The 14474-nt window shown below is 68.9% G+C and carries 9 protein-coding genes; 5 read left to right on the top strand and 4 right to left on the bottom strand.

The features are described from left to right. Positions 1–26: 26 nt before the first annotated feature. Both FBY30_RS19100 and FBY30_RS19095 read right to left on the bottom strand, forming a co-directional pair. Positions 27–1019 (bottom strand): M56 family metallopeptidase, encoded by a 993-nt coding sequence (locus FBY30_RS19100; protein WP_142134263.1) that lies wholly within the window; start codon positions 1017–1019, stop codon positions 27–29. A 6-nt stretch (positions 1020–1025) separates the two neighbouring features. Next, a complete protein-coding gene (locus FBY30_RS19095) occupies positions 1026–1409 on the bottom strand; it encodes a BlaI/MecI/CopY family transcriptional regulator (RefSeq protein WP_142134261.1) in 384 nt (127 codons plus the stop codon). A 258-nt stretch (positions 1410–1667) separates the two neighbouring features. Between FBY30_RS19095 and FBY30_RS19090 the strand changes: the two genes are divergently transcribed. From FBY30_RS19090 to cydD, 3 genes are read left to right on the top strand one after another with little or no spacing between them, the layout of a single operon-like run. Beyond that, on the top strand, positions 1668–3272 hold the full coding sequence (locus FBY30_RS19090) for a cytochrome ubiquinol oxidase subunit I (protein ID WP_142134259.1): 1605 nt from the start codon (positions 1668–1670) through the stop codon (positions 3270–3272). A 15-nt stretch (positions 3273–3287) separates the two neighbouring features. Then, entirely contained in the window at positions 3288–4337 is a 1050-nt protein-coding gene (gene cydB / locus FBY30_RS19085) for a cytochrome d ubiquinol oxidase subunit II (RefSeq protein ID WP_142134257.1), read from the top strand. A 1-nt stretch (position 4338) separates the two neighbouring features. After that, positions 4339–7776 carry a thiol reductant ABC exporter subunit CydD gene (gene cydD / locus FBY30_RS19080; RefSeq protein WP_142134255.1) on the top strand — a complete coding sequence of 1146 codons (3438 nt, stop codon included), beginning with the start codon at positions 4339–4341 and terminating at the stop codon, positions 7774–7776. Positions 7777–7834: 58 nt separating this feature from the next. Here the strand turns inward: cydD and FBY30_RS19075 are convergent, their stop codons facing one another. Together FBY30_RS19075 and FBY30_RS19070 are read right to left on the bottom strand one after the other, a co-directional pair. Further along, positions 7835–8353 (bottom strand): DinB family protein, encoded by a 519-nt coding sequence (locus FBY30_RS19075; RefSeq protein ID WP_142134252.1) that lies wholly within the window; start codon positions 8351–8353, stop codon positions 7835–7837. 56 nt (positions 8354–8409) lie between these two features. Then, the gene (locus tag FBY30_RS19070; RefSeq protein ID WP_142134250.1) at positions 8410–10926 is read right to left on the bottom strand and encodes a DNA gyrase/topoisomerase IV subunit A; all 2517 of its coding nucleotides are present in this window, start codon (positions 10924–10926) and stop codon (positions 8410–8412) included. A gap of 77 nt (positions 10927–11003) precedes the next feature. Between FBY30_RS19070 and FBY30_RS19065 the strand changes: the two genes are divergently transcribed. Both FBY30_RS19065 and FBY30_RS19060 read left to right on the top strand, forming a co-directional pair. After that, positions 11004–13688, top strand: coding sequence for a bifunctional acetate--CoA ligase family protein/GNAT family N-acetyltransferase (locus FBY30_RS19065; protein WP_142134248.1), 2685 nt, complete (start codon positions 11004–11006; stop codon positions 13686–13688). A gap of 41 nt (positions 13689–13729) precedes the next feature. After that, positions 13730–14473 carry a DUF5998 family protein gene (locus FBY30_RS19060; protein ID WP_142134246.1) on the top strand — a complete coding sequence of 248 codons (744 nt, stop codon included), beginning with the start codon at positions 13730–13732 and terminating at the stop codon, positions 14471–14473. Position 14474: the final 1 nt, after the last annotated feature.

Raw genomic sequence — 14474 nt, 5'->3', positions numbered from 1 at the left:
GGAAGGCAACAGCCGACGGCGGCAGGTCAGCCGAGCAGTCCGGGAACCACCAGGAGCGCGGTGGGCAGCGCGAGCAGCAGGACGCTGCCTGCCAGGACTGCGCTGCGGATGGCGGAAGGAAGCGGAGGCTGGGGCGTCAGGAGCCGGCTGACGCGGGAAGCTGCGGTACGGACAGCGTCCGAGCCCGTTCCCCCGGAGGCCGCTTCAAGCCCGGAGAGGGCCAACGTGGGCGAGGACGGCCGGACGCCCCCGGCGCCTGCCTCCGTGGCTGAACCGCTGGCCACGATGGCGATGGCCTTGATGAGGGTGGCTTTGCTCTCGGTCCGCAGGGCGACGTCATCGGCCAACATCTCGATGAGGGAGTTCACGGATTCCTGGGCAAGCCGGGTTGTGGGCAGCCACGGGAGGGCCTGCCGCCACGCAGCGAAGGCCCAGAGCAGGAGATGGTGCCGCTGGCTCAGGTGGGCGTTCTCGTGGATCAGCACGGCCCGGAGTTCTGCTGGTTCGAGGGCCGCCATCAGGCCGTCCGACAGGACCGTTACCGAACGCGCGCCGCCGGGCAGGCAGTACGCCACGGGGGAGTCGTGGCTGATGACCAGGGTCCCGGCGTCCTGGCCGGAGGGTGACGCCAGCAGGGCGAGCATTTCGCGGTGCCGCCGCCGCTGCCGCTGGATCTTGTAATACGTCAGCAGCAGGGTGAAGACCAGGTGCACGGTGAGCAGGGCAGCGGTGGACAGGGCAAAGATGTGCCAGAACCCAAGTGCCGTGGTGGGGGCATTGAAGAGCACCATGCCGGCAAGGCCGCGAAGGCCCGCGATGAGGTTGTCACCGATGGGTTCCAGGCCGTAGACCAGCATGGCGCCGATCATCGAGAGCCCGCCTGCAAGCGCGATCGCCTGCCACAGCAGCATGGCCGTGAACGGCGACCTGGCCGGCCATTGCGCCCGTGACAGGAGGATCGGCACCGGCCACGCCAGGATTATCGCAAGGACCGCCAGCAGGTATGAGGCCCAGAACATGGTGTGCTAGACGCGGCCCAGCAGTTTGCGCAGCGTCTCGGCTTCACCTTCGGACACCGACCCGATGAAGCGGGCCAGGACGGCCTCGCGGTCCGGGGCTGATCCAAGGACCTCATGCATGAGTTCTGCGGTGTGGTCTGCACGGCTCGACACAGCCTGGTAGCGGTGGGGGCGGGTGCCGCGTTCGCGTTCCACCAGGCCCTTCTTCTCCAGGCGTGAAAGTACGGTCAGCACCGTTGTGACGGCCAGTTCCTTGCCTTCATGGCCCGGCCCGCCCTGTGCCGCCGACGTGCGCGCCAGCTGGTCCCTCAGGGTATTGGCCGTAGCCGCTTCCTGGCCCGCCCAGAGCAGGTCCATGACCGCCCGTTCCAGTTCACCAAGACTAGCCATTTCACTTTTCCTTTATTTCCCCGCGCCGTGCACGTGGGTGCACGGTGACGTCACGCTGTTGTTCAACTACAGAACTAATTTACCCCGAAACCGGCCAACCTTCTACATGGAGTAGAACATCTGGCGCGCCGCGGCCCGGCGCGCGATCCTAGGGGAGGGCGGGAAGTTGCCATCCGCCGTCGAGGATGTTCTACACTTTGTAGAAGTTGGAGTTCTACGAAGCGTAGAAAACTGCATTGGCTAACAGTAGGGACCGCCATGGACGCCTTGGAAATTGCACGCTGGCAATTCGGTATCACCACCGTCTACCACTTCATGATGGTGCCGCTGACCATCGGCCTGGGCCTGGTGGTGGCCGTCATTCAGACCGCCTGGTACCGCACCGGAAAGCCCGAGTACCTGCGCATGACCAAGTTCTGGGGAAAGCTGTTCCTTATCAACTTCATCATGGGTGTGGCCACGGGCATCGTGCAGGAATTCCAGTTCGGCATGGCTTGGAGCGAGTACAGCCGCTTCGTGGGGGACGTCTTCGGTGCACCCCTGGCACTTGAAGCGCTCCTGGCCTTCTTCGTCGAGTCCACTTTCCTGGGCCTGTGGATCTTCGGCTGGAAGCAGCTCAAGCCGGCCATCCACCTCGCCTGCCTCTGGGTGGCCGTCATTGGCTCGGCGCTTTCCGCCTACTTCATCATCGTGGCCAACAGCTGGATGCAGCATCCGGTGGGTGTGGAAATGATCAACGGCCGGCCCGTCATGACCGACGCCTGGGCGGTCTTTACCAACAACACGGCCCTTGTGGCCGTCCCGCACACCCTGTTCGGCGCCCTCGCCGTGGCCGGCGGCTTCCTCCTGGGCATCGCCTGGTACCACCTGTGGCGGCGGCGGCACGACGGCGTGGACACGGTGGGTGCCGACGGCCGGGTGGTCCCGGGTGAAGACGCCCGCATCCCGGGCCGCGACCGCGCCGACCACAAGGTGTGGATCCGGTCCCTGCGCATTGGCGCCGTCGTGGCCATGATCTCCTTTGCCGGCACCGCTGTCACCGGCGACCTCCAGGGCAAGCTGATGTTCCAGCAGCAGCCGATGAAGATGGCCGCCGCGGAGGCTGCCTGCCACGACGGCACCGGTTTCTCCGTCCTGAGCGTCGGAAACGTCGGCTCAAAGAACTGCGACGATGTGGTGGCCGTGATCGAGGTCCCTGGCATCCTTTCCTTCCTGGCCAAGGGCGACTTCAGCACCGAGGTCAAGGGCGTCAACAGCCTGCTGCCCGAGTACAAGGAGAAGTACGGGACCAACCTCCCGGACAATCCGATCTACGGGGACCGCGCAGGGCAGGAGATCCAGTACGTGCCCGTCATGGAGGTCACCTACTGGGGCTTCCGGATGATGATCGGTTTCGGCGGCCTCGCCGCCCTGGCGGCACTGGTGGCCCTCTGGCTCACCCGCAAGGGAACGGTGCCGGAATCCCGGTGGCTCATGCGGCTGGCAGTCTTCGGCATCCTGGCCCCCTTCGGCGCCAACGCCGCCGGCTGGATCTTCACCGAAATGGGCCGCCAGCCCTTCGTCGTGGCGCCCAACCCGGATCCCAGCGGCATCGACCAGGTCTTCATGTTTACCGCCGCTGCGGTATCCCCGGGGGTCTCCGCCGGGGAACTCATTGCCTCGCTGGTGGCGCTGACCGCCGTGTACGCCGTCCTGCTGGTGGTGGAAGTCAAGCTGCTGGTCAAGTACATCCGCGGCGGTGTGGTGTCCGCGATGCCGGAACTCGCAGCCGCGCCGGCCGACGAGAACGAGGACCAGACGCCCGGCCCCGGCGGCAACAGCGAGTCCAAGCCTGCCGACGACGTCCTGGCCTTCGCCTACTAGCAGAGGAAACAAACAATGGAACTGCTTCCCACCATTTGGTTCATCGCCATTGCGGTGCTGTGGACCGGCTACCTTTTCCTGGAGGGCTTCGACCTGGGGGTCGGGATGCTGATGAAGCTCTTCGCCCGCAACAACACCGAGCGCCGGGTACTGCTGAATACCATCGGTCCTGTGTGGGACGGCAACGAGGTGTGGCTGCTGACCGCCGGCGGCGCCACCTTCGCAGCCTTCCCCCTCTGGTACGCATCGCTGTTCTCCGCGCTCTACCTTCCCCTGCTGGTGGTCCTGCTGGCCCTGATCTTCCGGGCGGTCGCATTCGAATACCGGGGCAAGGTGGACACGGACAGCTGGCGGAACCGGTGGGACTGGGCCATCGCGCTCGGTTCCTTCTTCGCGGCGTTCGGCGTGGGCGCCGCCCTGGCCCTCACCACCACCGGCCTTCCGCTGAACGCCAACGGCGACCGCGAGGGCGGCCCCATGGCCTGGTTCAGCGGTTACGCACTCCTGGGCGGACTCGCCGTCGTGGGTTTCTCACTCCTCCACGCCCTGGCCTTCCTGGCCCTCAAGACCGACGGCGAGGTCCGGCACCGTGCCCGCCAGTGGGTGGTGCGGCTCCTGCCGGTCCTGCTCCTGCCCATCGCGGCATGGGCCCTGGCCATCCAGTTCCTGGACGGCAAACCGTGGACCTGGGCCGCCGTCGTACTGGCCGTTGGCGCCGCCGCCACCGCCTGGCTCCTGGCCCGGAACGGCTCCGAAGGCAGGGCCTTCCTCGCCCTAGGTGCCTTCCTGGTCCTGGGCACTGCCTCCATCTTCGGCGCAGTGTTCCCGGTGGTGCTGCCCTCCACGCTGGACAGCGCCTTTGACCTCACCATCACCAACGCCTCATCCTCGGACTACACCCTGGGCCTGATGAGCATCGTGGCGGCCTTTGGGCTTCCCCTGGTGATCGCCTACCAGGCCTGGACCTACTGGGTGTTCCGCCGCCGCGTCAGCGCCGCGCACATTCCCGAAGCGCACAGCTTCCTCCCCGCGGTGGCCGCCAAGGCCTTCACCACCAAGGGCTGACGTGCGGCCAACCTTCCCCACCGGACCGGCAACCCGTTCCGCCATTTACTGGCTGGGACTGCTGGCCGCGCTCAAGGCCCTGTCCCTGGTCCTGATCGGGCAGGCGGTGGCCTCCGTCCTCGCGGGCATCGCCGCCGGGAACGAGGCCTGGGCGCAGCAGATCACCTTGGGTGCCGTCGGCGTCGTCCTCCGCTCCCTGACCGTCTGGGGGCAGGCCGTTGCCGCCCGCCGCGCGGCACTCGGGGTCAAGGAAGAGCTCCGCGCGGAGCTCCTGGAGCGGGCCCTGCGCAGCGGGGTGCGGGGAACCGGACCCGGCGATGGCGGCCTGGCCGTCCTGGCCACCCGCGGCCTGGATGCGCTGGACAGCTACTACACCCAGTTCCTTCCGGCGCTGGTCAACTGCGCCGCCGTTCCGCTGCTGCTGGGGGCCCGGATCCTCTTCGCGGACTGGGTCAGCGCGCTGGTCATTGTGCTGACGGTCCCTCTGATCCCGGTGTTCATGGTGCTGATCGGCCGGTACACCGAGGAGAGCGTGCGGGAGGCGCAGGCATCGCTGGCGCGGTTGTCCGGCCACATGCTTGAGCTTGCCAAGGGCCTGCCGGTCCTGGTGGGGCTGGGCCGGGCCACGGCGCAGCGCAAGGCCCTGGAGGAGATCTCCGAAGAATACCGGGAGCGCACCATGGGCACCCTTCGGACCGCGTTCCTGTCCGCCCTGGCCCTGGAACTCATTGCCACCATCTCGGTGGCCGTGGTGGCGGTCTTCATCGGTGTGCGGCTGGTCCATGGCGGCATGCCGTTGGAGGCGGGGCTGCTGGCACTCCTCCTGGCCCCGGACTGCTACCTTCCGTTGCGGGAACTGGGCACCGCCCACCACGCCAGCGACGACGGCCGGGTGGCGCTCGCGGAAACGGCAGCCATCACGGGCGCGCCCGAGCCAACGCCCCTGCCGGCCGCCAAGGCCGGCAGGCCCGGCGCCCCGCTGGAGGTCACCGCACTCACCGTGACTTATGCCGGACGGTCCGGTGCCGCCGTCGGCCCCCTCACCTTCACCGCACCACAGGACAGGATCACCGCCCTGGACGGTCCCAGCGGGGCCGGCAAGAGCACGGTCCTGGGCGTACTGGCCGGCACCATTGGGAACGGCGGCGGAACGGACGGGACAGGAACCACCATCACCGGGTCCATCAGTGGGCTGGACCGCCGCGCCGTGGCCTGGGTTCCGCAGCATCCCGTCATGGTGGCCAACACCGTCCTGGACGAGGTGCTGCTGTACCTCTCGCCGGATTCCACCCATGGCCCGGACCGGTTCGCCGCCGAAGACGCCGCCCGCCGTTGCCTGGAGCGCGCAGGAGCCGGCCACCTCGCCGGCAAGCACCAGGCGGAGCTGAGCCCGGGCGAGCTGCGGCGCGTGGCCCTGGCGCGCGGCCTGGCCCGGATCGACGCCGGCGCCACCCTCCTGCTCCTGGACGAGCCCACGGCGCACCTGGACGACGCCTCGGCCGTCATCGTCGAGAACGCCATCCGGCGGCTCCGCGGCCAGGCCACCGTCATCCTGGTGGCCCACAACCAGCGCACCCGGCAGCTGGCAGACCTGCTGGTGCCGGTGCGGCCAGCGGGCACGGCAACGCCGGATGCGGGCATTGCTGCCTTCCCGGCAGGCAGCGGCGACACAGGGCGCGCAAGGCCCACGGACACGCCCGTCACAGAGGCTGGTGTCGACGACGGAACGGAAGCCAGGCGTACCAGGGCCGTCGGCCCCGCTGCCACTGCCGCTCCGGGCGCCGGCCGGCTCCTGGCCGCACTCCTTGCCCCGGTCCGCGGCAAGTTCGCGGCAGCGGCCTTCGTGGGCACCCTGGCGGCGGTCTTCGCCGTCGCGCTTTCCGGCCTGTCCGGCTGGCTCATCATCCGGGCCAGCGAGCAGCCGCCCATTCTCTACCTCCTGACGGCCATTGTCGGCGTCCGGTTCTTCGGCATCGGCCGGGCGGTGTTCCGCTACTGGGAGCGGCTGCTGCTGCACGATGCCGTTTTCGCCGCCTTGACCCGTCTGCGCGGCCGGCTGTGGGAGTCCCTGAGCCGCAGGGCGCTTTCACTGCGCCGGCTCCTGCAGGGCGGCAACGTGCTGGGTACGGTGATCGACGACGTCGACACCGTCCGCGACCTCCTGCCGCGCGTGGTCCTGCCGCCCGTCACGGCGCTCGCGGTGTCCGTCCTGGCCGTGGCCGCTACCGGAGCCCTGGTGCCGGCCGCCCTTCCTGCAGTGCTTGCGGCAGCCGTCAGCGGCCTGCTGCTGGCGCCCGCGGCCGCCCTGTGGGGTGACCGGAAGTCCGCCAGCGCCGAACAGGCCCTGCGCTCCGGCGTCCTGCGCCGCGTCACGGCCGCCCTGGACGCGCGGGCTGAACTGCACGCCAACGGGGTGGCACCGCGCGTGCTCGACGCATTGCTGGTGGAGGACCGGAACGCCACCCGCGCCTCCCAGCGGTCCGCCTGGGCGGACGGGCTGGGACACGCCGTCGCCACCGTGGCCTGCGGTGCTGCCGCCCTGGCTGCGGCCTGGCTGGCAGGGCCGGAGGTCCTCGCAGCCCGGATAGCCCCGGCCACCGCGGCCGTGGTGGTCCTCCTGCTGCTGGCGCTGGTGGAGCCCTACGCTGCGATGACGACGGCGGTGCGCCAGTTCCCGGCGCTTCGTGCCGTCATGCGCCGGGTGGGGGAGTCGGGGGCCCTTGAGGGAGGCGGCGAAGCGTCTGCCGGGCTGCAGTCCGTTCCTGCCAGGGCCGGCGGTACCCCAGGCGTTGGGCTGGTGGACCTGGCCGCGGCCTGGCCGGGAGGCTCTCCGGTCTTCACGGGTGTGGACGCGGTGGCCGAGCCGGGGCGCTGGCTGGCGGTCACCGGGCCCTCAGGCTCGGGAAAGTCCACGCTGCTCTCGGTGCTGCTGGGCTTCCTGCCGCCCGCGGCCGGCCAGGTGAAAGTTACCGGCCGGGCGGCGTGGTGCCCGCAAGAGGCACACCTGTTCGATTCCACCATTCGCGGCAACCTGCTGCTGGGAAGGCCCTCCGGCGACGGGGCATCCCCGGCACATGACGAAGGGCTGCAAGCGGTCCTGGCCGCCGTCGGACTCGCCGGGCTGGTGGGGCGGCTGCCGGCGGGGCTGGACACCCGGATCGGCCCGGGCGGCGCCTTCCTGAGCGGCGGCGAGCGCCAGCGCCTGGCTGTGGCCCGGACCCTGCTGACCGGTGCCGACGTGATCCTGCTGGATGAGCCCACCGCCCACCTGGATGCGGAATCCGCCGCGGCCATGCTCGCGGACCTGCGTTCCGGCCTGCGGGACCGAACGGTGGTGCTGGTCACCCACAACCCAGCTGATATCCAGGCCGGTGACGGGCGCCTGGACCTCAGCGCCTATTCAGGACAGGCCCAGGCACCGCTGGCGCGTTTGCGCTGACTCTCCTCCCGCTGACGCCCCTCCCGCTGACCCTGGAAGGGGCGGGGCGACCGTGTCCCTAGCCGTTGACGTCGTGCAGGTGATGGACGACGTCGTGCAGGAAGTATTGGGAGAGCGTCAGGACGGTGAACTCGGAGCCGTTGCTGCGCAGACCCCTGCGCCCCCAGTCCTCTTCGGGGACACGGGCGAAGGACTCGGCCGCCTCGTGTCCTTCTGCCGCCAGTTCGAGGCCCACTTCCGACGGGTCGGCGTTGGCATAGTCCTTTTCGATCGCCGTCAGGTCCTGGTCCCAGTCCGCGAAGCGGGCATCATCCGACGTGAGCATCAGGTTCAGCCGCTGCACGAAGAGGGTGAAAACGTCCCGCACGTGGCAGGCGTACTCAACCGCAGACCACGTGTCGTCATCGGGGCGCTCCGCCGCATCCGGCCGGCGCAGGACGGCGAGCCACCGCGGGATCATGCTTTCGATGGAGCCCGGGACCGTTGCCGGTGTGGCGGAGGAGGCGTCGAAGGAGCATTCCGGGCAGGGGCGGGACAGGACCCAGGTCCAGTCCTTGGCATCAGGAACGATAGGCATGGGAGCAGTCTAAGCGGTGGGGCCGGGCCCGGCTGTGCCAGCCGAGCCCGGCCCTTCTAGGCCCCGGCGGATTCCCCATCGGGCCAGGCCATGGCCGGGCCCACCGCTTCCACGGCCTGGGAGAGCGGGACGCCTGAGCCGTCACGCCGGCCGTGCTCCTGCGGCAGCGAGCGCGCCACGCCGGCGGCAGACGATGCCTTCGCGGGGCCATGCCCTGCCCAGGCGAGCAGCAGCATGTCCTCGCCCTTCAGGAACCGGTGCGACCGGACCCCTGCCGTCGCGCGTCCCTTGGCAGGGTATTCGGAGAAGGCGGTGACCTTGGCCGTGCCTGGAGCGGTGCCGGGCAGGGCGCCGTTGGTGCCGGCGATGGTTACTACGACGGCGGCCTCGTCCTTGGGCTGCACGGCGCCGAAGAAGATGACCTGGTCGCCCGCGGCAAGCTTGATTCCCGCCATGCCGCCGGCGGTACGCCCCTGCGGACGGACGGCGGATGCCGGGAACTTCAGCAGCTGGGCTTCCCTGGTGAGGAACACCAGGTCGGCGTCGTCTGCGGCGGCCGGAGCGACGCCGACTACAACGTCCTTGTCCTTGAGCGTGATGACTTCCCAGTCTTCGCGGTTGAGGGGGTAGTCCGGCTGGACGCGCTTGACCACGCCCTGGGCCGTGCCGATGGCCAGGACCTCGTCCAGGCGCACGAACGCCACCAGGGACTCACCCTTCACCAGCGTGAGGAACTCCTTGGCCGGAACGCCGCCGGCGAGGTTGGGCAGTCCGGCCATGGGCGCCAGCACCGGCATGTCCATGACCTGCAGCCGGAGCATGCGGCCCAGCGAGGTGACCGCCGCGATCTCGCCGCGGGCCGAGGTCTTCACCACGGACGTGTACACGTCGTGCTTGCTCCGGGGCCCTGCCTCGGCCAGCGGCTCCTGGTTGCTGGTCCGCGCCACCTGCCCGGAGGCTGTGAGGATCGCCCAGCAGGGGTCGTCCGCGATCTCCAGCGACAGGGGTGCGGCCTTGCCCTTCTTGCCGTTGGCCCCTGCAAGCTCGGCCGCCACGGTGGGGGAGACGGCCTCGGATTCGAGCAGGACCGTCCGGCGCGGTGTGCCGTGTTCCTCGGCGATGGCGCCCAGTTCGTCGGAGACCACGGTGCGCAGCAGTTCCTCGGAGCCCAGGATTGCCTCGAGTTCTGCAATCTCGCGGCGCAGTTCGTCCTGCTCCTTCTCCAGCTCGATCCGGGAGTATTTGGTGAGCTGGCGCAGGCGCAGTTCCAGGATGTAGTTGGCCTGGATCTCGGTGAGGTCGTAGATGGACATCAGCCGCTCGCGTGCCGCGGCGGCCTCGTCCGAGGACCGGATGATCTGGATGACCTCGTCAATGTCCACGATGGCGATGAGGAGGCCCTCCACCAGGTGCAGGCGGTCCTTCTTCTTCCCGAGCCGGAAGACGGTCCGGCGGCGGACCACGTTGATGCGGTGGTTGACGTAGACGGACAGCAGGTCCACCAGGCCCAAGGTCTGCGGCTGGCCGTCCACCAGGGTGACGTTGTTGATGCCGAAGGAGTCCTCCATCGGCGTGTACCGGTAAAGCTGCTGCAGCACGGCGTTCGGGTTGAAGCCGTTCTTGAGCTCGATGACCAGCCGCAGCCCGTGCTTGCGGTCGGTCAGGTCAACGATGTCGCTGATGCCGGTCAGCTTCTTGGCGTTGACGGCGTCCTTGATCTTCTCGATGACCTTCTCCGGGCCCACCATGTATGGCAGTTCGGTGACCACCAGGCCGGTGCGGCGCGCGGACAGCTGTTCGATTTCCACCTTGGCGCGGGTCTTGAAGGAGCCGCGGCCGGTGGCATAGGCGTCCCGGATGCCGTCCAGGCCCACGATCCGGCCGCCGCTGGGGAGGTCCGGGCCCGGGACGAACCGCATGAGGTCGTCCAGGGTGGCGTCGGGGTTGGCGATCAGGTGGCGGGCCGCGGAGATGACCTCCACCAGGTTGTGCGGGGCCATGTTGGTGGCCATGCCGACGGCGATGCCGGTGGCGCCGTTGACCAGCAGGTTGGGGAAAGCGGCGGGAAGGACATCCGGCTGGGTGAGCTGGTTGTCGTAGTTGGGGACGAAGTCCACCACGTCTTCGTCGAGATGGCTGGTGAGCGTGAGGGCGGCGGGAGCAAGCCTGGCCTCCGTGTACCGCGGTGCTGCAGGGCCGTCGTCGAGCGAGCCGAAGTTTCCGTGCCCGTCGATCAGCGGCAGGCGCAGGGAGAAGTCCTGCGCCATGCGCACCATGGCGTCGTAGATGGCGGCGTCGCCGTGCGGGTGCAGCTTGCCCATGACCTCACCCACCACACGGGCGCTTTTGACGTGGCCGCGGTCCGGGCGCAGCCCCATGTCGCTCATCATGTAAAGGATGCGCCGCTGCACCGGCTTGAGCCCGTCCCGGGCGTCAGGGAGCGCGCGCGAGTAGATCACCGAGTACGCGTACTCCAGGAACGAGCCCTGCATCTCGGAGGTGACATCGATATCGACGATGTTCTCCGTGTAGTTCTCGTCTGCGATCGGGGCTGGACTTTGGCGGCGGGCCATGGGGTTTGGTGAATCCTTCTGGGGTTACTGCGCAGCGATTGGGGTGTGCTGCGGGAGTTTTTGACTAGGCTAAGCCTATGGTGGATCAGCCCGGGGACGGCGAATATCCGGAACATTGGGAAGCCGATGTCGTCCTGCGGGACGGCGGGACAGCGCATCTGCGGCCCATCCACCCGTCGGACGCGGAGGCTGTCCAGGCCTTCCATACCGGTCAGTCGCAGAATTCAATCTACATGCGCTTCTTCGCCTTCAAGGCCAGGCTGTCCGCCAAGGAGCTCAAGCGCTTCACCGAGGTGGACTACAAGGACCGGGTGGCGTTCGTCATCACCATCCGCGATGAAATCATAGGCATCGGCCGCTACGACCGCCTCCCCAACCCCACCGAGGCCGAGGTTGCCTTCAACATCGCCGACGCCCACCAGGGGAGGGGAATCGGCTCCATCCTGCTGGAACACCTGGCCGCCGCCGCGCATGAAAACGGCATCCGGAAGTTCACCGCCGAGGTGCTTCCGGAAAACCGGAAGATGCTGATGGTCTTCTCCGACGCCGGGTACGACGTCAAGCGCCACTTCGACGACGGCGTCGTCAGCCTCGAGTTCAACATCGACCCCACCGAGAAATCCCGGGCCGTAATGGAATCCCGCGAGCACCGCGCCGAGGCGAGGAGCGTCCGGGAGCTGCTGGCGCCGTCGTCCGTTGCCGTGATCGGTGCCAGCCGCAGGTGGGGGACCGTGGGGTACCAGCTGCTGGAGCACATCATCGAGGGCGGCTTCCACGGCTCCGTCTACGCCATCAATCCGGAAGCGCTGGAGCTTGCGGGCATGATGTCCTACGGCAAGCTCTCCGAAGTCCCCGAACCCGTCCAGCTGGCCATCATTGCCGTGCCCTACGAGGAGGTCACCGGGGTCGTTGCGGAGTGCGCTGCGGCGGGCGTCAAAGGCGTCGTGATCGCCTCGGCAGGCTTCGCGGACGACGGCGAACGCGGCCTGCTGCGGCAACGCGCCCTGGTGCGCCAAGCCAGGGCGAACGGCATGCGGGTGATCGGCCCGGCGTCGCTGGGCATCGCCAACACGCACCCGAACGTTGCGTTGAACGCCTCCATGGCCCCCACCATGCCGCTGCGCGGCGGCCTGGGCCTGTTCAGCCAGTCCGCGGCCATCGGCGTCTCGCTCTACGCCGCCTCCAGCCGGCGCCGGGTGGGAGTGTCCAGCCTCCTTTCGGCGGGCAACAGGGCGGACGTTTCCGGCAACGACATGATGCAGTACTGGGAGGACGACGCCGACACCTCCGCCGTGGGCCTGTACCTGGAGTCGATCGGCAACCCCCGCAAGTTCTCCCGCATTGCCCGCCGGCTGGCCCGCACCAAGCCCGTAATCGTGGCCAAGTCGGACACCATGGGGCTGCGGCTGCCGCCCGGGCATGCGGTCCGCACCACCCAGGCGCCGGCCGGTGCGCTGGATGCCATGCTGCGCCAGTCGGGCGTGATCCGGGTGGAGACTGTGGAACAGCTCGTGGACGTGGCCCAGGTGGTCTCCGGCCGGCCGCTTCCCGCCGGACCGGATGTTGCCGTCTTCAGCAACTCCGAGGCGCTGGGCAACGTAGTGGCGGACAGTGCCGTGGCGCACGGGCTGGGGGTGGCGCAGGTGGTCTCCGGACTGGACCTCGACGCCGGCCAGTCGGTGGCCCTGCCCGCACTGCGGAAGGCCCTCCTTGACGCCCTGGCCTCTGACGCCGTGCACGCCGCCGTCGCCGCCCTGCTGCCCGCCCGTGGCCTGACCGCCGACGCCGTGGCGCAGGTCCTGGCCGAATGTTCAGCCAGCGCCGGTAAGCCTGTGGTGGCAGCGTTCACCGGCATCCTGGACCCCGCCATCAACGTGGAAGGCCTGGTGGGCGCGGAAGGATGCACCGTCCCCTGCTATTCCAACCCCGGCGCCGCGGTGGCCGCGCTCGCAGCTGTAGTGCGGTACGCGGAATGGGCCGCCCGCGACCAGGGCCAGTTTGTGGAACCCGCAGGCTGCGATCCGCGGCAGGCGGAAGCAGAGCTCGACGGACTGCTGCTGGATGTCACCGGCGACCAGCTCAAGCAACTGGACCCGGCGGCAACTGCTTCCCTCCTGGGTCACTACGGCATCTCCGTCCTGCCGTCCCTGCCGTTCACCACCCCTGATGAGGCCGTGGCTGCCGCTGACGCGCTGGGCTGGCCCGTGGTGCTGAAGACCACAGCCCCGGCCCTTCGCCACCGGCTGGACCTTGGCGGGGTGCGCCTGGGCATCGAGGATGAACAATCGCTGCGGCTCAATGTGCAGCAAATGCGCCGGGCGCTCGCAGCCTACGGGGACCCTGCGCTCGAAGTGCAGGCGATGGCGCCGGTGGGGCAGGCGTGCACCTTCCGGGCCATCGAGGATCCGCTGCTGGGCCCGGTCATCTCGTTCGGCCTGGCCGGTGACGCCGTCAACCTGCTCGATGACTGGTCGCACCGGGTGCCGCCGCTATCCGCCGCGGACGTGCACGATTTCATCCGGGCCCCCCGGGCGTCCCGGAAGCTCTTCGGCTACCAGGGCCTGCCGGCCGTCGACGTGCCGGCCTTGGAGGACCTGGCGGCCAGGTTGGCTTGGATGAAGGACAACCACCCGGAGATCGCGCTGGTGGAGTTCAACCCGGTTTTGTGCGGCACCGCCGGGGTGACGATCCTTGCTGCCGACGTGCGGATCGGCAACGCCGCACAGCGCACGGACAGTGCGCGCCGGGCGATGCTGGGCTGACGCGGTTAGCAAGTGACCGGGCGATCTGTGAAAATGGGGGCATGAGCTTCCAGCCTCCCGCGTCGGCGCCCGAAACGCCCGGCAATGAAAACCAGGCCGTCCGCCAGCACAGCTCACACAACCACGGAGTGCAGGGCCAGAGCCTGGAAGACGCCCTGCAGAAGGCGGGCTTCTACCCGCGGCTGGTTTCTGACGTCGTGGACGATGCACTGGACGGCCGGGACTGCGTGGCCCACCTGGTGCACCTGGAAACCCACTTCGATCGCGCCGAAGTCCGACGCCACATTACGGTGCTGGTGCTTACTGCGGACATGCTGGTAATCACCCATGTGGACGACCAGCAGCTGGACGAGGCGGGGGAGCAGATCGTCGCCCAGATATCCACGGAGTCCGTTCCCGTGGCCCAGATCCGGTCCGTGGTCCTGAGCTACATGTACGCGCAGCCGCAGAACTATAAGCCGTCGGACCCCGTCCGCGAACTGACCCTGTCCATCGCCTGGTCCGGCGGACAGCGGCTGGACATGGGCCCGGCCAGCTGCGGCGATCCGCAATGCGAGGCGGACCACGGGTACACCGGAACCATCGCGCAGGAAGACATCGTGCTCCGCATCAGCGCCGAGGCCGATGGCCTGCAGGCCGTGCAGGATGCCAAGCTCTTCGCCCGGGCCCTGCGCGCGGTCAACACCGGTTCCGCTGCCCCCGTCTCCCACGCCCAGTCCATGGCCCCCCGGCCGCGCTCGGGAGTGTTCGGCAACCGGCTCAGCCGTGGGCACCAGCAGCGCTGAG

This window comes from Arthrobacter sp. SLBN-83, assembly GCF_006715285.1.
In the GTDB taxonomy this organism is placed as follows: Bacteria; Actinomycetota; Actinomycetes; order Actinomycetales; family Micrococcaceae; genus Arthrobacter.
The sequence above is the reverse complement of the archived record's forward strand: the minus strand, read 5'-3'. Positions and strand labels throughout refer to the sequence as shown.

Coding starts and splice junctions, on each gene's coding strand:
- FBY30_RS19100 (WP_142134263.1), bottom strand. CDS start 1,019: ATGTTCTGGGCCTCATACCTGCTGGCGGTCCTTGCGATAATCCTGGCG.
- FBY30_RS19065 (WP_142134248.1), top strand. CDS start 11,004: ATGGTGGATCAGCCCGGGGACGGCGAATATCCGGAACATTGGGAAGCC.
- FBY30_RS19070 (WP_142134250.1), bottom strand. CDS start 10,926: ATGGCCCGCCGCCAAAGTCCAGCCCCGATCGCAGACGAGAACTACACG.
- FBY30_RS19095 (WP_142134261.1), bottom strand. CDS start 1,409: ATGGCTAGTCTTGGTGAACTGGAACGGGCGGTCATGGACCTGCTCTGG.
- FBY30_RS19075 (WP_142134252.1), bottom strand. CDS start 8,353: ATGCCTATCGTTCCTGATGCCAAGGACTGGACCTGGGTCCTGTCCCGC.
- FBY30_RS19060 (WP_142134246.1), top strand. CDS start 13,730: ATGAGCTTCCAGCCTCCCGCGTCGGCGCCCGAAACGCCCGGCAATGAA.
- cydB (WP_142134257.1), top strand. CDS start 3,288: ATGGAACTGCTTCCCACCATTTGGTTCATCGCCATTGCGGTGCTGTGG.
- FBY30_RS19090 (WP_142134259.1), top strand. CDS start 1,668: ATGGACGCCTTGGAAATTGCACGCTGGCAATTCGGTATCACCACCGTC.